The organism is Kitasatospora sp. NPDC088346 (assembly GCF_044740765.1).
In the GTDB taxonomy this organism is placed as follows: domain Bacteria; phylum Actinomycetota; class Actinomycetes; order Streptomycetales; family Streptomycetaceae; genus Kitasatospora.
In genome coordinates this window covers 174,606-194,315 of sequence record NZ_JBIURH010000007.1, presented here as the reverse complement: position 1 = coordinate 194,315, position 19,710 = coordinate 174,606, and the positions used below count along the sequence as shown (strand labels likewise).

Genomic DNA, 19,710 nt, shown 5'->3' with positions numbered 1-19,710 from the left:
GGGCGGGACGCGAGGCGGCGGGCACGACGGGCACGGGGCGGCCTCCGGGGCCGGTCAGTCCAGGTGCCCGGTGGCGTTCCAGCCCTCGGGGACGAGCCGGCCCCGGTCGGCCCGCCAGAGGCTGGCGGAGCAGTTGCGCACCGCGTCGAGGGCGAGCAACTGCTGCTCGGTGAGCCGGTCCAGGATGTAGCGCAGCATCAGGACGGTACAGTCGTGGGCGACCACCAGTACCGGCCGGCCGTCCTCCTCCTCGGCCAGGTCGCGCAGCAGGCTGCGCATCCGCAGGGCCACGTCGAGCCAGGACTCCCCGCCCGGCGGCCGGTAGTGCAGCTCGCCCATCCGGCGGCGGCGGACCGCCTCGGCCGGGTGCTCCTTCTCGATGGCCGCCTTGGTGAGCATCTCCAGGATGCCCAGCTCTCTGTCCCGTAGCCGTTCGTCGTAGCGGATCGGCAGGTTGACCGGCACCGCGCCCAGGCCGGAGGCCTGGGCCAGCGCGATCCGGGTGGTCTCGGCGGTGCGCAGGTACGGCGAGGACCAGACGCTGCGCGGGCGGTCGGCGGGTGGCAGGGCGGCCCACCAGCGGCCGAGCGCCTGGGCCTGGGCCTGGCCGCGGATGGACAGCGGGATGTCGGCGTCCCGGCTGGTGATCGGGACGGAGAGCGCCCCGGAGGCGTCCGCGTGCCGGAACTCCACGTTCGCGGTGGACTCGCCGTGCCGGGTGGCGATCAGCAGGGCCGGCAGCCGGCTCTCCTCGCTGCGTCCGCGGTGTCCGTTCAGGATGGTGCTGATCTCGGTCATGGCAGTGTCTCCCCGTCTCCCTCGTCTCTGCCCGGGACGAACGGCCCGCCACATAGATCATCGCCCGATATGATCGCGCCGTCGCCTCAAGTGTTGACGGAAGCGACGGCGCGATCACAGGGCGCATGCCGGACTTTCGCGCGCTCCCGATGACTCAGTGCGCCGCCGCCGGCTGGGGTGCGTCGTCGACCGCCGGCTCCCCGGCGTCGGCGCTGTAGTCGGCGGGTGAGGTGCTGTCCACGCCGTCCGGCGCCTTGGCGGCCCGCAGGACCACCGTCAGCGCCACGGCCACCAGCAGGTTCAGCACGAACGCGGTGAGGCCGATGTAGCCGATCTCGCCGATGACCGGGATCTCGGCCGAGCTACCGCCGAAGTGCTTGGTGGCGGGCGAGGCGACACCATAGGCCTTCCAGGTGCCGTACGCCATGCCGGCCAGCCAGCCGCCCAGCAGCGCCCAGCGGTGGAACCACCGGGTGAACAGGCCGCCGACGATCGAGACGAAGGTCTGCAGGATCCACAGACCGCCGAGCAGCTGCAGGTTGATCGCGAACTGCTTGTCCATGGTGAGCACGAACGCCAGGGCGCCGACCTTCACCAGCAGCGAGGCGATCTTGGCGACCCGGGTCTCGTCGGCCGGGGTCGCCTCCGGGCGGATGAACTCCTTGTAGATGTTGCGGGTGAAGAGGTTGGCGGCGGCGATCGACATGATCGCCGCGGGCACCAGGGCACCGATGCCGATGGCCGCGAAGGCCACGCCGGTGAACCAGTCCGGGAACATGTCCTCGAACAGCTGCGGCACCGACAGCTGGGCGTTGAAGCCCTTCACGCCCTTGCCGACGCCGGCCGCGATGGCCATGAAGCCCAGCAGCGCGAGCAGGCCCAGCATCAGCGAGTACGCCGGCATGATCGCCATGTTGCGGCGGACGGTGTTGCGGGACTTGGAGGCCAGCACGCCGGTCACCGAGTGCGGGTACATGAACAGCGCCAGCGCCGAGCCGAAGGCGAGCGTGGCGTAGGTCCAGTGCGCGTTCGGGCCGAGCACCAGCGAGCCGCTCGGCTTGCCGGTGGCCGGGTTGACCGTGGAGAACTTCTGCGCGGCGGCGTCGAAGATGTGGCCGTAGCCGCCGAGCCGCATCGGGATGTAGACCACCGCGACGATGATCACGATGTAGACCAGGGTGTCCTTGACGAAGGCGATCAGCGCCGGCGCCCGCAGGCCCGAGGAGTACGTGTAGGCGGCCAGCACCGCGAAGGCCAGGAACAGCGGCAGGTCCTTCATGAACCAGTTCCCGGTGCCGCCGACGCCCAGCACGTCCAGCACCGCCTGGATGCCGACCAGTTGGAGCGCGATGTACGGCATGGTGGCCAGGATGCCGGTCAGTGCCACGGCCAGCGACAGCCCCTTGGAGCCGTACCGGCCGCGCACGAAGTCCGCCGGGGTGACGTACCCGTGCACCCGCGACACCGACCACAGGCGGGGCAGGAAGAGGAAGACCAGCGGGTACGCGATGATCGTGTACGGCACCGCGAAGAAGCCGGCCGCGCCCGTTCCGTAGATCGCCGCCGGCACCGCGACGAAGGTGTACGCCGTGTAGAGGTCGCCGCCGAGCAGGAACCAGGTGACCCAGGTGCCGAAGCTCCGGCCGCCCAGGCCCCACTCGTGGAGGTGCAGCGCGTCCTCCGGCCGGCGCCAGCGGGAGGCCAGGAAGCCCACCACCGTGACCAGCGCGAAGAACAGCAGGAAGACGGTGAGTGCGGTGACGTTGACGCCCGTGTGCATCAGCGCGCACCGCCCTCAGCGGCCTTGCGGGCCTTCTCGTCACGGTTGATCAGCAGGTACGCCCCGACGGTGAAGACCGCCGACACCGGCACCCACATCAGCTGGTACCAGTAGAAGAAGGGCACACCGCCGACCTCCGGCCCGGACTTGGTGTACGAGGCGACCCAGAGCATCGAGACGACGGGCACGGCCAGGCACAGCCCGGCGAGCACCCGGGCCGGTGTGACCACCGGCAGGGCTGGGACTTCTGACGACATGTTGCGGCTCCGGCTGAAGAGGGTTCACCTCGTCGGCGCCGCAGCGCACATCACTGTCCGCCCGCCGAGCAGCACCTCTGGTGACCAGTAGTCAGTACGGGAGCGAAATGTAGGGCACGGGAGTGACCTGTGTCACTGGCCGCGACAGAACTTCTCGCAAGCCGGACGGACGGACCGGTCGAAAGGGTGCGTTCCGGTCACTCCGGCCGCTTGAGCCGGGTGATGAACTTGTACCGGTCGCCGCGGTAGATCGAGCGCACCCACTCCACCGGCTGGCCCTCGGTGTCGAAGGAGTGCCGGGAGAGCTGGAGCATCGGCAGCCCGAGGTCGGAGCCGAGCAGGCCGGCCTCGCGCGGGTCGGCCAGGGTGGTCTCGATCGTCTCCTCGGCCTCCGCCACCGTGACGCCGTAGACCTCGCGCAGCGCGGTGTACAGCGAGTTGTGCTTGGCCAGGTTGCGCCGCAGCGCGGGGAAGCGCTTGGCGGACAGGTGGGCCACCTCGATGGCCATCGGGTCGCCGTTGGCCAGGCGCAGCCGCTCGATCCGCAGCACCCGCCCACCGGACTTGATGTCCAGCAGCGGGGCCAGCCGCTCGTCGGCGGTGATGTAGCCGATCTCGATCAGCCGGGAGGTCGGCTCCAGGCCCTGGGCGCGCATGTCCTCGGTGTACGAGGTCAGCTGGAGCGCCTGGGCGACCTTGGGCTTGGCGACGAAGGTGCCCTTGCCCTGGATGCGCTCCAGACGGCCCTCGACGACCAGCTCCTGCAAGGCCTGCCGGACGGTGGTCCGCGAGGTGTCGAACTGCGCCGCCAGCGCGCGCTCCGGCGGGACCGGCGTACCGGCCGGCTGGACCTCCGTCAGCTGGAGCAGGTGGCGCTTGAGGCCGTAGTACTTGGGGACGCGGGCCGCCGTGTCGGTGGCAGGTCCGGACTGTGCCGGCACCGTGGTTCCTCCGGAGAGGTCCGACGTGTCCCTGTCGCCGCTCATGGCCGCTCTCACTCCTCGCAGTGCAGCCGTCACCGGCTCCTCCATCGATGTATCAGCACATGGTTGCACGCGGGGGCCGGTCGGCGTGAGTTCCCTTCGGCAACCAAAATCCGGCGACCCCCCGGCGGCGGGCTCCCGGCGGATCGCCGGAGGCCCGCCGCCGGGGGGGGTGGTGGGGTCAGCCCGGCTGGGCGGTGCTCACGCCCAGACCGGCCAGCGCCTCGGCCGCGGCGATGCCGCAGACCCGCGACCCGCCGTGCGTGGCCAGCACCGCGACCCCCCGGGCACCGAAGACCTCGGCGACGCCGTGCGCGGTGCCGATCTCCACCACCACCGCGTCCGGACGGGCCTCGACCAGGGCGAGCGCGGCGCGCAGCATCCACGGGTGCCGGTGCACGTCGCGGACCACCAGCACCAGCCCGCGGCCGATCGCGGCGCCCAGCAGCGGGGCCGTGTCGACCTCCGCCCCGTCCGCCGCCACCGGGACGTGCAGCAGGCCGGAGCCCTCCATCCGGGTCGCCGGGGCGTTCACCCGGGCCCGGGTGGTGCCGGGAATCAGCTCGGCGAGCGGGCCGGACACGCCCCACGGCGTCTCCTCGCCGACCGCGATGTTGGCACCGGGGGAGAACTCGACCACGTGCGGCACGCCCTCGACCGGGCGGAGCTCGCCGTGCACCCGCAGCGCCCGGCGGGCCGCCGCGAGACCGATCCCGACCTCGCCGTGGGTGCCCACCTGGGACTGCCGGACGGCGGCCGACCAGCGGGCGACCGCCCGGTTGCGCTCGGCCGCCAGGTGCAGGCGCTCGGCGGACAGCCGGCCCTCCCGGACGGCCCAGACCAGGGCGTCGCGCAGGTACAGGAAGGCGGCCTCGTCCTGGAGCCCGCCGCCGACGCAGATGGTGTCCGCCCCGGCGGCGATCGCCTGGACGGCCCCCGCCGCGACGCCGTGGGTGCCGGAGATGGCGCCCATCTCGATGCCGTCGGTGACGATCAGCCCGTCGAAGCCGAGCTCCTCGCGGAGCAGGCCGGTCAGGATCGCCGAGGACATCGTGGCGGGCAGCCGCTCGTCGTAGGCGGGGAAGAGGATGTGGGCGGTCATGATGCTCTTCACGCCGGCCGCGATGGCGGCCCGGAAGGGCAGCAGGTGCTCCTGGAACTGCTCCTGGCTCAGGTCGATCCGGGGCAGCCCGAGGTGGGAGTCGCCGGTGGTGTCGCCGTGGCCGGGGAAGTGCTTGGCGCAGGCGGCCACACCGGCCGACTGCAGGCCGCGGACGTAGGCGGCGGTGTGCCGGGCCGCGAGGTCGCCGTCGTCCCCGAACGAGCGGACCCCGATGACCGGGTTGAGCGGGTTGGAGTTGACGTCGGCGCTCGGCGCGTAGTCGAGGTTGACGCCGACCGTGGCGAGGTCGAAGCCGATCGAACGGGCCACCCGTTCGGTCAGGTCGACGTCGTCGACCCGGCCGAGCGCGAGGTTGCCCGGGTAGGAGGAACCGGCCGTCACCTCCAAGCGGGTGACGTCGCCGCCCTCCTCGTCGGTGGCGATCAGCAGGTCCGGGTTGAGCGCGTACAGCTCCCCGGTCAGCTGCGCCACCTGCTGGGGAGTGCGGATGTTGCGGCCGAACAGGGCCACCCCGCCCAGCTCCCCCGACCCCAGTCTCCGGCGCAGCCAGTCGGGCGCGGTCAGGCCGGCGAATCCTGGCTGGAGGACCGCTCCGGCGTCCGTCAGGAGTTCGACGCTTTCCGTTCCGGGAGTCGCCATGGTTCCTTCCCTGGGGGGTGGGGTGCTGGAGGTGCGGTGGGGTGAGGAAGGGGGCCTAGCCCTTGACCGCACCGGCGGTGAGACCCGCCGACACCTTCTTCTGGAAGATCACGAACATGAGGATCACGGGCAGCGAGACCAGCAGGGCGCCGGCCATCTGGGCGCCGTAGTCCGCGCCGCGGGTGGGGGTGGTGGCGTAGAACGTCAGCCAGGCCATCGAGGTCTGCTTGCCGCCGCTGCTGAGCATGGTGTTGACGACGATGAACTCGTTCCAGGCCTGGATCCAGCTGTACACGCCGGTGGTGATCAGACCGGGCAGGGTCAGCGGCAGGATCACCCGGAAGAAGGCGCCCCACTTGGTGCAGCCGTCGACCATGGCGGCCTCGTCCAGCTCCGCCGGGATGTTCACGATGAACGAGCGCAGGGTCCACACCACGTAGGGGACGGTGAAGACCAGGTACGCGAGGACCACGCCGAACAGCGAGCTGGTCAGCCCGGCCTCGTTCATCACCACGTACAGCGGGATGAGGATCGCCAGCAGCGGCACCATCTGGACCACGAGCATCGTGACGATGAAGAAGTTGCGGCCGCGGAAGTCGAACCGGGCGACCCCGACGGCCGCCAGGAAGCCGATCACCAGGCCGAGCAGCACCGAGCCGACGGTGATCACGGCGGTGTTCTGCAGGGCCGGCAGGAAGGCCTTGTCGTCGAAGATCGTCGAGTAGCTGTCGAACGAGAACGAGCTGGGCCAGAAGGTCGGGTCCTTGGAGATCAGGTCCTTGTTCGTCTTGAACGTGGTGATGATCATCCAGTAGATCGGGAAGCCCATCACGGCGGCGAAGCCGAGACCGACGGTGTTCCAGACCCAGGTCATGCCCCGGCTCTCACCGGTCGTGCGGACCTTGGCCCGCACCTTGGGGGCGGCGGCCGGTCCGGCCGGGCGGTCCGTCTGCACGTCAACGGTGGTCATCGCTCGTTGGCTCCGATCTTGAGCATCTGGCGGATGTAGAAGACCAGCACCGCCAGCATGAGGAGGATCATGGCGATCGAGATCACCGAGCTGTCGCTGTACTTCGAGGCGACGATGCCCTTCTCGTAGAGGTAGATCCCGATGGTCCAGTAGCCGTCCTCGGGCGAGGTGTTGCGGATCGAGAAGATCTGCGCGAACACCTGGAAGTCCCAGATGAAGCTGAGCGCGGTGGTCACCAGCAGGAACGGCCGGATGACCGGGATCACCACGTGCCGGAAGGACTGCAGGGCGCCGGCGCCGTCCAGCTTGGCGGCCTCCATCAGCTCCTTGGGCACCTGGGTCAGCGCGGCGTTCAGGCCGAGCACCAGGAAGGGCAGCGCGCCCCAGATGATGACCGAGGCGCAGACCACGTAGAGGCCGACGGTCGGGTCGCCGAACCAGTCGTAGTGCTTGACCGACTCGTCGCCGGTGAGCAGGAAGCCGATGTAGTCGACCACCCCGCCGTTGCTGGCGAACAGCCAGCGGAAGACGGTGCCGCTGACCAGCGCGGGAATGGCCCAGACGAACATCATCACGGTGATGACGGTGACCTTGACCCAGTTCGAGACCCGGTTCAGGAGCAGGGCGAACAGCATGCCCAGCACCATCGAGAGGATGACCAGCTCCGCCGTGAAGTAGAGCGAGCGCAGCACCACGTCCCAGAACTGGCCGTCGCCCAGGATCTTCCCGAAGCCCTCGAACCCGATGTACTTCCCCAGCGACGGGTTGACGATGTAGGCGTACCGGTTGATGTTCTGGAACGCGAGGTCGAACAGTCGGAACAGCGGGTACGCCATGATGCCCAGCAGCACGGCGGCGGCCGGGAGGATCAGCGCGTAGGGGATGTGGTGGCCGGCGGCGAAGAAGCCGCGGCGCTGGGCCGGCGCCGGCAGTCCGGGCGGGGCGGCCGATTCGGACCGCGTCGGGGTCTCGTTGGTAGTCACACTCATCAGGGTCCTTCCCGGGCCCGCGGAACTGGCTGGTGGGTCCTGGCGCGCGGGTGGGCAGTCCGCGTGTGCCGCGAACTGCCCACCCCCTCTGCGCTCAGCGCTGGCAGGCCCCGGAGCCCCGGCGGGCTCCGGAGGGCGCTGCGGTCAGCCGGTTCAGCCGTTCAGGTCCTTGACGATGGTGTCCTGAGCCTTCTTCAGCTCGGCGGCGGCGTCACCACCGGCGGCGATGGCACCGAAGGCGTTCTTCAGCGCGGTCTCGTCGGCGCCGGACCACAGCGGCGAGTTCGGGATGAACCAGGTCGAGCCCTCGGCCGCGTCACCCGCGGCCTTGTTCTCCGGCTTGGCGGCCTTGTAGGCGGCGACCAGGGTCTTGTTGTTCGGGATCGCGAACTTCGCCAGCTCGGTCTGCTGCTTGGTGTTGGTGTAGATCTGCAGGAAGGTGGCGCCCAGACCGGCGTTGGCCGCCTTGGCCGGGACGGCCAGGTCGGAGCCGCCGAGGAAGGCCGGGGTCGGGGCGCCCGCGGTGGTGCCCGGGAGGGCGATGGTGGCGAGCTTGTCGGCCAGGGACGGGTCGCCGGTCTTCGGGTCGATGACCGAGCCGACCTCCCAGCCGGCGCCGATGATGGCGGCGATGTTGCCCTTGGCCATCAGGGCGTCCTGGGTGGCCTCGTCGGTGGTGGTGCCGCCGACCGAGAACTCCTTCTGGAGCTCGTTCCAGGTCTTGATGCCCTCGACGAACTTCGGGTCGGTCAGGGTGCCGGTGAACTTGTCGCCGTCCTTCTTGGCGATGACGTTCTTGACGCCGTAGGAGCCGGCGCCGAAGGCGGTGGCGGTGTACCAGTTCTGGCCCGGGATGTAGAGGGACGAGAAGCCGGGGACGCTCGCGTTGGCGGCCTTGACCTTGGCCAGGCCGGCCTTCAGCTCGTCCAGGGTGGTCGGCGGGTTGGTGACGCCGGCCGCCGCGAAGAGGTCCTTGCGGTAGATCAGGACGCGGGCACCCGCGTAGTACGGCACGGCGAAGGTCTTGCTGCCGTCCGCGCTCTGGCCGGAGGCGGCCAGTGAGTCCAGCCACTTGTCCGAGTTGTCGAACTGGCCCTTGACGCCGGTCAGGTCGACGAACGAGCCGGCCTCGATGTACTTGGCGGCCTGGGTGTTGCCGAGCTCCAGGGCGTCCGGCGCGTTGCCGGAGAGCAGCGCGGTGTCGAGCTTGGTGGTGTAGTTGGTCCAGGTCTGCCACTCGATCTTCAGGGTGGCGCCGGTCTCCTCCTCGAACTGCTTCTTGGCCGCGTCGACAACCGCCGGCCAGCCCTTCTGGGCGTCGTCCATCAGCCAGACGGTGACGGTCTTGCCCTTGCCGTCCTTGCTCAGCGTGGCCTGCTTGGCGTCACCACTGCCGGACGAGCCGGACGAGGAGCAAGCGGACGCGACGAGCACGGTGGCAATGGCGGCCACGGCTGCGATCTTGCGGTTCAAACCATCCTCCATAGGGATGAGCAAGGAGTGGCACCGGGCTGCCGGGCCAGAGCCCTGAGCTTCGCTGTGCCTGTGGGGGGATGTCACCGGATGGCGCGGATACGAACTGCCGGGAGTGGCGGTGCAATCCGTGCGGTGGAGTAGACCATTGGTTTAGACCAACGCCTGGAGATTGGCATGGACCAATGAAGGGCGTCAAGGGTTCCCCAGACGTCTGTGCAAGCCGTTACCAACGCTTGATGCGACCGTGCACTGCCGGTGGCCGGGGAGGGTTGGTCCGGACCAACCCTCCCGGGCAAATGCCGTTCAATCAGGTCAAATTGGGGCGACCGGCACCTGAACGCCCTCGGGGCGGGTGTGCGCCTTAACGGGGCATTAAGGGGGCCTCGATCGCTTTGTCCCCGTTTTCTTTGACGCGCACCGCTCAGGTCTGACAACGGGTCTGCAACGGAACCCGCGTGCGGCGCGATCGCGCGTTGACGCACCAAGTGGTCTAGGCCAGTATCCGAGAAATCCGGTCTGTTCCACAGCGCAGACCTCATCTGTAAACCGGAGGAATGCGTGAAGCGTCAGGTCTTGGCGGCCCTCGGTGTGACGGTCCTGCTGGCGACCGCCGTGGGTTGCGCGTCCGGCGGTCCGGCCGCCTCGAAGTCCTCGGCCGCCGTCGACCCGAGAACGGCCACCGGCACGGTCACGGTGTGGCTCATGAACGAGGCCCAGACCACCTGGCCCGAGCTGGTCCAGCAGGTCAACGACGAGTTCGCGGCCAAGTACCCCAAGGTCGAGCTCAAGCTGAGCTACCAGACCTGGACGGACAAGATCGCCAACCTGGACGGTGCCATCAAGGCCGGCAACGCCCCCGACGTCGTCGAGCTCGGCAACACCGAGACGATGAAATACATCCTCACCGGCGCGCTGGCCCCGGTGGACCGCTCGTCCTTCGAGAACAACGGCACCTGGATCAAGGGCCTCGCCGACACCTGCACCTACCAGGACAAGCTCTACTGCGTTCCGTACTACGCGGGCGCCCGGGTCGGCATCTACAACTCGCAGCTGTTCCAGGACGCCACCGGCAGCGCGGACGTCCCGAAGACCGAGGACGAACTGTTCGCGGCACTGGACAGGATCCAGGCGAAGAACAGGGGCAACGCGGGATTCTCCGCGCTCTACCTGCCCGGCCCGTACTGGTACGCGGCGATGTCGTACGTGACCGCCTACGGCGGGGCCATCGCCCGCTTCGACGGCGCCGGCAACTGGCACGGCACGCTGAGCGACCCCAAGTCCCAGCAGGGCGTCCAGCACTTCGTCGACCTGGTGAAGAAGTACAACCGGGGCGACTGGAAGGTCAACGAGCTCAACCAGGCGAACGTCCTGGGCAAGGGCAAGGCCGCGATGCTCTACGGCAACGGCTGGGAGGTCTCGGTCGCCGTCGCGCCGATCACCGGCGACCCCAGGCTCAAGGACACCGTCAAGCTGGCCGGCATGCCGGGCCCGAACGGCAAGCCGCTGCCCTCCTTCATCGGCGGCTCCGACCTGGCCGTGACCGCCAAGTCCCAGGCGCCCGCCCTCGCGGCGGACTGGATCCGGATGTTCACCTCCGCCAAGTCCCAGCAGGTCCTGGTGGACAAGGACACCCTGCCGAACAACCTCGACCAGCTCGCCCCGCTGCGGACCAAGCCCGCCACCGCGGCCGCCGCCAACGCGGTGCCGGACGCCTGGTTCATCCCGATGGCACCCGGCTGGGGCGCGGTCGAGAAGCAGAACATCCTGGTGAACATGCTCAACGACGTCCTCAAGGGGAAGTCCGTCGAGGAGGCGACCAAGGCCGCCGACGCCCAGATCGACCAGCTGATCAACAACCCGTCCTGAGCCGGCCCGACCGGGGGCGGGCGTCCCGGGAGGTGAACCGCGGTGTGCCTCCCGGGCACCGCACCCGTAGGATCGTCGGTGGGCGCCCGCACCACCGGCGCCCGCAGCGAGTGTGCGGACTCGCCGCCGTAGAGGTCCCCGCCGGGCAGCCGCCCGCCGCGGGGTAGATCCATCTCATCGGAGGCACATCAGATGTCCGACCCGCAGACTGTCTCTTCCGTCCCCGGCAGGATCATGGCGGCGGAGATGGCCGAGCAGCCGGCCGTCCTGCAGCGCATCCTCGACGAGGGCGCTCCGAAGATCCGCGAGATCGCCGCCGAGATCGCCGCCCGGAACCCGCGCTTCGTCCTGCTCACCGCCCGCGGCACGTCCGACAACGCGGCGCTGTACGCGAAGTACCTGATCGAGGTCCTGCTGGGCAAGCCGGCCGGCCTGACCTCGATGTCCACCACCACCGCGTACGGGGCCAAGCCCGATCTCACGGACGTGCTGGTCGTCACCGTCAGCCAGTCCGGCGGCTCGCCCGACCTGGTGGCGTCCACCAAGGCGGCCCGCGAGGCCGGCGCGATCACGCTCGCCGTGACCAACAACGCCGCCTCGCCGCTGGCCGAGGTCTCCGAGTTCCACATCGACGTGCTGGCCGGACCGGAGAAGGCGCTGCCGGCGACCAAGACCTACACGGCCGAGCTGCTCGCGCTCTACCTGCTGGTCGAAGGCCTGCGGGGCGGCGACGGCGCGGCCGCCAAGGTGCTGCCCGGCCTCGCGGCCACCGTCCTCGGCCGGCAGGCCGAGGTGAGGGCCCTGGCCGAGCGGTACCGCTTCGCCCAGCGCCTGGTCATCACCTCGCGCGGCTACGGCTACCCGACCGCCCGCGAGGCGGCGCTCAAGCTGATGGAGACCACCTACATCCCCGCCTCGCCGTTCTCCGGCGCGGACCTGCTGCACGGGCCGCTGGCGATGGTGGACAACGTCTCGCCGGTCATCGCGATCGTGCCGGACGGCAAGGGCGGCGAGGCGCTCCAGCCCGTGCTGGACCGCCTGCGCGGCCGCGGCGCGGACCTGGTCGTGGTCGGCCAGCAGGACCAGGTCGACCGGGCCTCCGCCGGGTTCGCCCTGCCGGCCGGGGTGCCCGAGGAGGTCCAGCCGATCCTGGAGATCCTGCCGCTCCAGCTGCTCGCCTACGAGGTGACCATCGCCCGCGGCCAGGACCCGGACGCGCCGCGCGCGCTCGCGAAGGTCACCGAGACTCACTGACGCGCGCCCCACACCGCAGCACAGGAGGCCCCCGCCGAACGGCGGGGGCCTCCTGATGTGCGGGGGAGCGTGCGCGCGGTGCCGGGCGCCGGACAGGGTGCCGGGGTGCCGGGTGTGGGGCGCGGGATGCGGGATGCGGAAAACACTACGGGCCACGGCGCCGACACAGGACCCTCAACCTGTGCGGCACCGCAGCCCGGAGCTGTCGTCGGACGCCTGGCCGGAGGGGAGTTGTGCGGGACTCCCGTTCGGCGGTGTCCGACCGAGGAGTCGCCGCGCGCGGTCAGGGCAGTGTGCGCGGGGGGCTTCTCCTTGGTGCATGTTCATTGTGGACTAGACCAATCTGGGTTGTCCAGAGGAGTGCCGAAATTGGTCTGGACAACATCGCGGGCAGGGCCTGTCCGACGACGTCCGGCGTCGCGCGCCGGGCGGGAGCCGTCGGACGGGCGCCGGTCCGGCAGGCCGTGCCGCGGGGCGGTTGACTAGGCTCGGCGTGTGCCCTCGCTGAACGAACTCGTCCGCCGCCACACCACCCTCACCGGTGCCGACGTGGAGTGGCTCCACCTGCTGGTCTCGGAGTGGCAGCTGCTCTCCGACCTCTCCTTCGCGGATCTGGTGCTCTGGATCCCCACCTGGGACGGCATCCGGTACGTCTCGGTGGCCCAGATGCGGCCGAACACCGGTCCGACCTCGTACCACGACGACATGGTCGGCCACCTGGTGCCGCGCGGTCGCCGGCCGCTGCTGGACGCGGCCTTCGACGAGGGGCGGATCGTGCGGGAAGGGGATCCGGAGTGGCGCGAGGAGGTGCCGGTCCGGGTCGAGTCGATCCCGGTCCGCCGGGAGGGCCGGGTGCTGGGCGTGATCGCCCGCAACACCAACCTGCTGACCGTCCGCACCCCGAGCCGGCTGGAGCTCACGTACCTGCAGAGCGCCTCCGACCTGGCCCAGATGATCGCCGCGGGCACCTTCCCGTACCCGGGCGAGCAGGCCGACATGGACGCCGCCCCGCGGGTCGGCGACGGCCTGATCCGGCTGGACGTGGACGGGGTGGTCACCTACGCCAGCCCCAACGCGCTCTCCGCGTACCACCGGATCGGGCTCAGCACCGACCTGGTGGGCAGCCACCTCGGCCGCGCCACGGCCGAGCTGGTGCCGCCCTCGCGCGGCGCCGTGCACGAGGCCCTGGTGAAGATGGCCAGCGGATGGGCTCCCCGGCAGACCGAGGTGGAGGCGCAGGGCGGCGTGGTCACGCTGCGGACCATCCCGCTCAAGCCGAAGGGCGTCCTGACCGGGTCGCTGGTGCTGTGCCGGGACGTCACCGAACTGCGGCGCCGCGACCGGGAGCTGATGACCAAGGACGCCACCATCCGGGAGATCCACCACCGGGTGAAGAACAACCTGCAGACCGTGGCGGCCCTGCTGCGGCTGCAGTCCCGCCGGATGGACTCCGACACCGGACGGGCCGCGCTGGACGAGGCGGTGCGGCGGGTCGGTTCGATCGCGATCGTGCACGAGACGCTCTCGCAGGCCCTGGACGAGCAGGTCGCCTTCGACGAGATCGCCGACCGGGTGCTGGCGATGTGCGTCGAGCTGTCCCAGGACGGGCGGGTGGCGACCCGGCGGACCGGCAGCTTCGGCATCCTGTCGGCGGAGATCTCCACCCCGCTGGCGATGATCCTCACCGAGGTGCTGCAGAACGCCCTGGAGCACGCCTTCGGCCCCTCCTCCTCGGGCAACCTGGAGGTCAGCGCCCTGCGCGGGCGCGCCCCGGCGACCGGGATGGGCTGGTCGGACAGCTGGAACGGCGGAGCCAAGCCGGACGAGTACCTGCTGATCACGGTGCAGGACGACGGCAAGGGCGTGCCCGAGGGGTTCGACCCGCAGCAGAGCGGCAACCTCGGCCTGCAGATCGTCCGCACGCTGGTGACCGGCGAGCTCGGCGGCACCTTCGACATGGTCGCGGTGCCGGAGGGCGGCACCAAGGTCGTCCTGGAGATCCCGGTGCCGTAGCGCGGTACGCGCGGGCCGGCGGGCGAGCGGGCCGCCGGCCGGGAAAGAGCCGGCGGGCGGGAAAAAGAAACGAGGCCCTGTCGACCGGGGGGGGTGGGTCGACAGGGCCTCTCAACCCGCTCCGGCCGTCGGGGGGAGTCGGCCGGAACGGGGGCTCTGGGTGGCGCGACGCCCGCCCCGCGTGTTGCACACGGTGAGCGCCTGAGCTCCACAATATTGCTCTCAGTGAGCAGTATCAAGTGCCTGGGCTGCTCGCGTCGTCGGACCTCGCCTGAACGGGGTCCGTGATGCGGAAGGCTCGGCCGTCCGATGCGGCGGAGCCCTTGATCATGGGTTGATCGTCTTGCTGCTTGACGGTGCGTCAGGCGGTGCGGGCGCGGTTGCGGGCGGCGCGACGCTTCATCGCACGACGCTCGTCCTCGCTCATTCCGCCCCAGACGCCGGCGTCCTGGCCGGTCTCCAGCGCCCACTGCAGGCACTGCTCCATGACGGGACAGCGGCGGCACACGGCCTTGGCTTCCTCGATCTGCAGCAGAGCAGGACCGGTGTTCCCGATCGGGAAGAACAGCTCCGGGTCCTCTTCGCGGCAGACAGCGCGGTGGCGCCAGTCCATGGTCGTCCAACTCCTCCGGTCGGCAGGCTGTGGCCCGGCCGACTCACTCGATGGCTTGTGAATGTGAACGCTTTCACGAATCCCGCAACAGCAAAAGGGACCAAAGGCCCATCGGGCCCGGGTGGTCTGTGCTGGGGTGGGGTTCCGGCTATCAAGGGATGTGTCGCGATGTGTGCTGCGACGTGTCCCGATCGCCATGTAGAGGTTCGCAAACCTCGGGCTCGGATACAACCCCCTTCGGGGAGGAATTTTTGATTCTTCGGTGTCGCCTAGCTCACAGCCCGTACTTCTATGGGGTGAAGGGGGCTAGCGCGTTCGAGAAGAAGGGCGGGACCCCCTTCTGGTCACACAATCACACGCAGTGCCCGCCGAACGCCTGTGAAACTGACGCGACTCCTGTCTCCAAGGTGGTCCCCGTCGACCTGAAACGGGGCCGGTTCCTGTGAAACCAAGGTGAAGTGCCGGACGTCGTGATAGGAGACGACGTGCTTGCCGGACGGCCCGGAGGGCTGGGAGCCCTCGTCCGTAGGGGCGTGCGAGCGCAGAATCTGACGGACCGTTCGAGCGGTGCCGAACGCGGTCATTCGAGTGATGCCGAAGACGTCCAGGTCGGTGTCGAAGGAGGCGGAGGGCGAGGGGAGCACCGGACGGTTGCCCAGGAAGGTCCATGGCGAGGTGTTGGAGACTATGGCCAGAACCAGGCCCGGAACGGGCTCCTGGCCGTTCATTTCCAGGGTGACCGGCCCTGAACGGCGGTGTTCACGCTCCGTGACGTAGTGCCGGAGGGCCTGGTTGACGTAGAGGGCGTGGGTGGACTTCCGCCCCGCCCTGCGCTGCTGCTCCACCCGCCCCACCACGCCGGCGTCGAAGCCGAGGCCGGCGGTGAAGGTGAACCAGCGGTCCGGCAGCCCCTCGGTCATCGCCTTGCCCAGGCCCACGGCCCGCTCCCGCCCCTGCTCCAGCGCGTCCAGCAGGGCGCCGGTGGCCTCCACTGGGTCGTTCGGCAGCCCCAGGGCGCGGGCGAAGACGTTGGTGCTGCCGCCCGGCACCACCGCCAGCCGCGGCACCCGCTCGGCCGGCCCGTTCGCGAGCAGCCCGTTGACCACCTCGTTGACCGTACCGTCGCCCCCGAGCGCGACCACCAGGTCCACCGAGCCGCCCGCCGCCGCCTCGCGCGCCAGGTCGCGGGCGTGGCCGCGGTACTCGGTGTGGGCCACGTCCAGCTTCAGATCGCTGCGCAGCGCATGGGTGAGCACGTCCCGGGTCCGGCTGCTGGTGGTGGTCGCCTTGGGGTTCACGACCAGGAGAGCGCGCATGGCGCCAGCCTACGGGGCAGTTCCGGACGGACGGCGGATACCCTGCTGGAGTGACCGCAGAAACCCCCGCTCCCGCCGCCGCACCCGACCGCCCCGCCCCGCTGCTCGTCGGTGCGGGGATCACCGCCCTGGAGGGCGCCGCACTGGCCGGGTGGGGCGTCTACGACCTCGTCGCCGGCCTGCTCGGCGACTCGGCGGCGCTGGGCCGCAGCGAGGCGGGCGGGCTGGTGCTGCTGCTGATGGGCCTGCTGCCGCTGCTGGCGGGCCGGGCGCTGCTGCGCGGCCGGCGCTGGGGCCGCAGCCCGGCGGTGCTGACCAACTCGATCTGCCTGCCGGTGGCCTACTACATGGGGCAGACCGGCGGTGTGATGGTCGGGGCCGCGGTGGCCGTGGCGGTGCTGGGGCTGGCCGGGATCGTGGCCCTGCTCAACCCGAAGGTCACGGCCCTGCTCTACCGCCCGGAGGCGTGAGCCGCGGGCACGCGGACGGCCGGCGGCCGGAGGGCTGATCCCTCCGGCCGCCGGCCGTTCGTCCGTTCCGGTCGCCGCTCGTCACTCCTCGACGAGCAGCTTCTCCCGCAGTTGTGCCAAGGTCCGGGCGAGGAGTCTGGACACGTGCATCTGCGAGATGCCGACCTCGGCGGCGATCTGCGACTGCGTCATGTTCCGGAAGAACCGCAGCACCAGGATCTTCTGCTCGCGCGGGGGCAGCTGGGCCAGCAGCGGTTTCAGCGACTCCCGGTACTCGACGCCCTCCAGCGCCTCGTCGGTCGCGCCCAGGGTGTCGGCCACCGCCGGGGACTCGTCGTCGCTGTCCGGGACGTCCAGCGAGAGGGTGGAGTACGCGTTGGCGGACTCCAGGCCCTCCAGCACGTCCTCCTCGGAGATCCCGAGGTGCTCCGCCAGCTCGTGCACGGTCGGCGAGCGGCCGTGCCGCTGGGAGAGCTCGCTGGTCGCGGTGGTCAGCGAGAGCCGGAGCTCCTGGAGCCGCCGCGGGACGCGGACGGCCCAGCCCTTGTCCCGGAAGTGCCGCTTGATCTCGCCCACGATGGTCGGGGTGGCGTAGGTGGAGAACTCCACCCCGCGCTCGTGGTCGAACCGGTCCACGGACTTGATCAGGCCGATGGTGGCGACCTGGGTCAGGTCGTCCAGCGGCTCGCCCCGGTTGCGGAAGCGCCGGGCCAGGTGCTCCACCAGCGGGATGTGCATCCGGACCAGCTGGTTGCGGATCTCCACCCGCTCCGGGGAGCCCTCCGGCAGCCCGGCCAGCCGGACGAACAGGGCCCGGGCGGCCTCCCGGTCCGGCGCGCCGGAGCGGTGCGCCTGGGCGGGCACGCTGCTGCGGACAGCCTCCGCGGCCGCCCGCAGCTCGGCCGCGTCGGGCTCGCTCGCGGGCACCGCCTCGGGCCGCTCTGGCGTCGGATCGGTCGGCTGGGTCATCCGGTGGGAGTCCTTCGGGTGGGCGTCGGGTTGGGCGGCGGTGCGGGCGGCGCCGGCCTGGGTCGGTACGGCAGGGCCGGCCGTACCGCGGTCGAGCACCGCGGACTCGGCACGGACGGTCAGGTCGGCGGCGGCCGGGCCAGCGGCGGCTGCTGTGCGGTCCAGATCACTCACGGCGATCACCCGTTCCGTTCCGGGAGCACTTCTCACTGGTTGTACCGCAGAGCACTGCGATACGGGGCGCCGTACGCGCGGTGAATACGACACCGTGCGTACGGCGGGGACTGCGGGCACGAGGGGCTACAGCGGGGTCGAGGCCCCGCCGCGCTTCTTGTGCAGACTGATGCTGACCGTTTTGTCCTCTCCGACCGAGGATTCCACCTCGCCGGCCAGCGCGGAGAGCACCGTCCAGGCGAAGGTGTCCCGCTCGGGGGCCCGCCCGTCGGTGGTCGGTGCGCTGACCGTGACCCGCAGGGAGTCGCCGACCAGCCGGAACTCGCAGCTCAGGACGGACCCGGGCACCGCCTGCTGGAGCAGGATGGCGCAGGCCTCGTCCACCGCGATCCGGAGATCCTCGATCTCGTCCAGGGTGAAGTCCAACCGGGCCGCGAGACCGGCCGTCGCCGTTCGCAGTACCGAGAGGTAGGCCCCCGCAGCGGGCAGCCGGACCTCCACGAAGTCCTTCACTCCGGGCTCGCCGTCGATCTGGGACACCCTCACCTCCTGGGTGACGCGCGGTGCTTGCGGCCGAACGGCCGCGGCACTTCCTCTTGCATGGCTCAACTGCTTCGCCCCAACTGTCCAGAGGGGTGGTGCGGTACGTACCGGTCATACCCACTCGGGAGGGCCGGAACGCCGCGCATCCGCCCGTGACGTTACCGCGATCGGGGGACGGATGTCGTGATCTTCGGCCACCGTCACGGGAACGGGCGAACCCGGCGGCCGCCACGGGCTCAGCGCGGGGTCGATCCGAGCGCGGCGAGCGGCCCGTCGGTGAGGCGGTAGACCGTCCAGCCGTCCATCGGAACGGCGCCCAGCGAGCGGTAGAAGCCGATCGAGGGCTCGTTCCAGTCCAGCACCGACCACTCCATCCGGGAGTAGCCGCGTTCCACGCAGATCCGCGCCAGCTCGGTCAGCAGCGCCTTGCCGTGACCGCCGCCGCGGTTGCCGGGGCGCACGTAGAGGTCCTCCAGGTACACCCCGTGGGTACCCCGCCAGGTGGAGAAGTTGCGGAACCACAGGGCGAAGCCGACCGCCTCGCCGGTGGCGTCGTCCTCGGCGATCAGACCGAACAGCGCCGGGTGCTCGCCGAACAGCGCGTCGCGCAGCTGCTCCTCGGTGGCCTTCGCCTCGTCCGGGGCCTTCTCGTACTCGGCCAGCTCGCGGATCAGGGCGTGGATGACGGGGACATCGGTGGTGACGGCGGTGCGGATCATACGGCGAGGGTACTCGGACGGGCCGGACCGGCGGGAGTGTCTTTCCGGGGGCGTGGACGGACGGCGTACGGGCGCCCGCAAGGGTCGAGCGCCGTCCCGCGCCCGGGTACGGCACTGCCCGGCGGGGCCGGGGCCGCCGCCGGGCAGTACTGAGGCCGGGTCAGGCCTTCTTGGTCTCCCAGAAGATGGTGTCGATCTGGGCGATCAGGTCGAGCAGGGCCTGGCCGGTGGCCGGGTCCGTGGACGCCTTGGCGGCCGAGGCGGCCTTGCCGGCGTGGTTGAACAGCTCGTGCAGCTGCGGGTAGGCCTCGAAGTGCGGGGCCTTGAAGTAGTCGGTGTGCAGCACGGAGAGGTGGTGCTTGACCAGCTCGGCGCGCTCCTCCTTGATCACGATCGCGCGCGCACGGAAGTGCGGGTCCTCGTTGGCCTGGTACTTCTCCTGAGTGGCCTTCACCGACTCGGCCTCGATCCGGGCCTGGGCCGGGTCGTAGACGCCGCAGGGGAGGTCACAGTGAGCGTGCGCGGTGACGCGCGGAGCAAACAGACGAGAGAACATGGGAGTCCTTCCTTGGATCGTCTTCCCGCGCCTGAGATTACCCTCACGCCCCCCAGGATTCTCGTCTGCCCCGGAGGCCCGGGACCAAAGTCGGAGGCCGAACCGGCCGATACCGGACGGCGCGCCGGGCCGCCGCCCGGCGGGTGCCCGCCGGCCCGGCACGGGTGACACTGGACCGGCGACAGCAGCGGACCCGAGGTCA

The 19,710-nt window shown here is 70.6% G+C and carries 18 protein-coding genes; 4 read left to right on the top strand and 14 right to left on the bottom strand.

The features are described 5' to 3' along the window. Positions 1-54: 54 nt before the first annotated feature. The 8 genes from ACIOFR_RS12965 to ACIOFR_RS12930 all read right to left on the bottom strand — a co-directional run bounded on the left by ACIOFR_RS12965 (position 55) and on the right by ACIOFR_RS12930 (position 9,012). Positions 55-798 (bottom strand): histidine phosphatase family protein, encoded by a 744-nt coding sequence (locus ACIOFR_RS12965; RefSeq protein ID WP_400995708.1) that lies wholly within the window; start codon positions 796-798, stop codon positions 55-57. Positions 799-952: 154 nt separating this feature from the next. Next, positions 953-2,578, bottom strand: coding sequence for a monocarboxylate uptake permease MctP (mctP, locus tag ACIOFR_RS12960; RefSeq protein ID WP_400995705.1), 1,626 nt, complete (start codon positions 2,576-2,578; stop codon positions 953-955). After that, positions 2,578-2,835 (bottom strand): DUF3311 domain-containing protein, encoded by a 258-nt coding sequence (locus ACIOFR_RS12955; protein ID WP_400995702.1) that lies wholly within the window; start codon positions 2,833-2,835, stop codon positions 2,578-2,580. Before ACIOFR_RS12955 ends, mctP begins: the two co-directional genes overlap by 1 nt. A 197-nt stretch (positions 2,836-3,032) precedes the next feature. Further along, complete coding sequence (locus ACIOFR_RS12950; protein ID WP_400995699.1) at positions 3,033-3,821, bottom strand: GntR family transcriptional regulator; 789 nt, start codon at positions 3,819-3,821, stop codon at positions 3,033-3,035. Positions 3,822-3,999: 178 nt separating this feature from the next. Next, positions 4,000-5,580: a glycoside hydrolase family 3 protein gene (locus tag ACIOFR_RS12945; RefSeq protein ID WP_400995697.1), complete on the bottom strand. Its 1,581-nt coding sequence runs from the start codon at positions 5,578-5,580 to the stop codon at positions 4,000-4,002. A 55-nt stretch (positions 5,581-5,635) separates the two neighbouring features. Further along, on the bottom strand, positions 5,636-6,550 hold the full coding sequence (locus tag ACIOFR_RS12940) for a carbohydrate ABC transporter permease (RefSeq protein WP_400995695.1): 915 nt from the start codon (positions 6,548-6,550) through the stop codon (positions 5,636-5,638). Next, on the bottom strand, positions 6,547-7,539 hold the full coding sequence (locus ACIOFR_RS12935; protein ID WP_400995692.1) for a carbohydrate ABC transporter permease: 993 nt from the start codon (positions 7,537-7,539) through the stop codon (positions 6,547-6,549). Before ACIOFR_RS12935 ends, ACIOFR_RS12940 begins: the two co-directional genes overlap by 4 nt. 153 nt (positions 7,540-7,692) lie before the next feature. Next, positions 7,693-9,012: an extracellular solute-binding protein gene (locus ACIOFR_RS12930; RefSeq protein WP_400995690.1), complete on the bottom strand. Its 1,320-nt coding sequence runs from the start codon at positions 9,010-9,012 to the stop codon at positions 7,693-7,695. 561 nt (positions 9,013-9,573) lie between these two features. Here ACIOFR_RS12930 and ACIOFR_RS12925 point away from each other — a divergent pair. The 3 genes from ACIOFR_RS12925 (at position 9,574) to ACIOFR_RS12915 (ending at position 14,148) form a co-directional block, all read left to right on the top strand. Beyond that, entirely contained in the window at positions 9,574-10,881 is a 1,308-nt protein-coding gene (locus ACIOFR_RS12925) for an extracellular solute-binding protein (RefSeq protein WP_400995687.1), read from the top strand. 192 nt (positions 10,882-11,073) lie between these two features. Continuing rightward, positions 11,074-12,135 carry an SIS domain-containing protein gene (locus ACIOFR_RS12920; protein WP_400995684.1) on the top strand — a complete coding sequence of 354 codons (1,062 nt, stop codon included), beginning with the start codon at positions 11,074-11,076 and terminating at the stop codon, positions 12,133-12,135. A gap of 495 nt (positions 12,136-12,630) precedes the next feature. Further along, a complete protein-coding gene (locus ACIOFR_RS12915) occupies positions 12,631-14,148 on the top strand; it encodes a sensor histidine kinase (RefSeq protein WP_400995682.1) in 1,518 nt (505 codons plus the stop codon). Between the two features lie 361 nt (positions 14,149-14,509). Here ACIOFR_RS12915 and ACIOFR_RS12910 read toward each other — a convergent pair whose 3' ends face one another. Both ACIOFR_RS12910 and ACIOFR_RS12905 read right to left on the bottom strand, forming a co-directional pair. Then, positions 14,510-14,761, bottom strand: a complete 252-nt coding sequence (locus ACIOFR_RS12910; RefSeq protein WP_014138019.1) for a WhiB family transcriptional regulator — start codon at positions 14,759-14,761, stop codon at positions 14,510-14,512. A gap of 344 nt (positions 14,762-15,105) precedes the next feature. After that, positions 15,106-16,077, bottom strand: coding sequence for a diacylglycerol/lipid kinase family protein (locus tag ACIOFR_RS12905; protein ID WP_400995680.1), 972 nt, complete (start codon positions 16,075-16,077; stop codon positions 15,106-15,108). A gap of 50 nt (positions 16,078-16,127) precedes the next feature. On the opposite strand from ACIOFR_RS12905, the gene ACIOFR_RS12900 reads away from it, so the two are divergent. Beyond that, positions 16,128-16,547: a hypothetical protein gene (locus ACIOFR_RS12900; RefSeq protein ID WP_400995677.1), complete on the top strand. Its 420-nt coding sequence runs from the start codon at positions 16,128-16,130 to the stop codon at positions 16,545-16,547. 81 nt (positions 16,548-16,628) lie between these two features. On the opposite strand, the gene ACIOFR_RS12895 is transcribed toward ACIOFR_RS12900, so the two are convergent. From ACIOFR_RS12895 to sodN, 4 genes are all read right to left on the bottom strand, one after another. Beyond that, entirely contained in the window at positions 16,629-17,639 is a 1,011-nt protein-coding gene (locus ACIOFR_RS12895; RefSeq protein WP_400995855.1) for an RNA polymerase sigma factor SigF, read from the bottom strand. A gap of 177 nt (positions 17,640-17,816) precedes the next feature. Next, entirely contained in the window at positions 17,817-18,230 is a 414-nt protein-coding gene (locus ACIOFR_RS12890; protein ID WP_371499052.1) for an anti-sigma regulatory factor, read from the bottom strand. Between the two features lie 239 nt (positions 18,231-18,469). Then, positions 18,470-18,952, bottom strand: coding sequence for a GNAT family N-acetyltransferase (locus ACIOFR_RS12885; RefSeq protein ID WP_400995674.1), 483 nt, complete (start codon positions 18,950-18,952; stop codon positions 18,470-18,472). Positions 18,953-19,112: 160 nt separating this feature from the next. After that, positions 19,113-19,508: a superoxide dismutase, Ni gene (gene sodN, locus ACIOFR_RS12880; protein WP_400995671.1), complete on the bottom strand. Its 396-nt coding sequence runs from the start codon at positions 19,506-19,508 to the stop codon at positions 19,113-19,115. Positions 19,509-19,710: the final 202 nt, after the last annotated feature.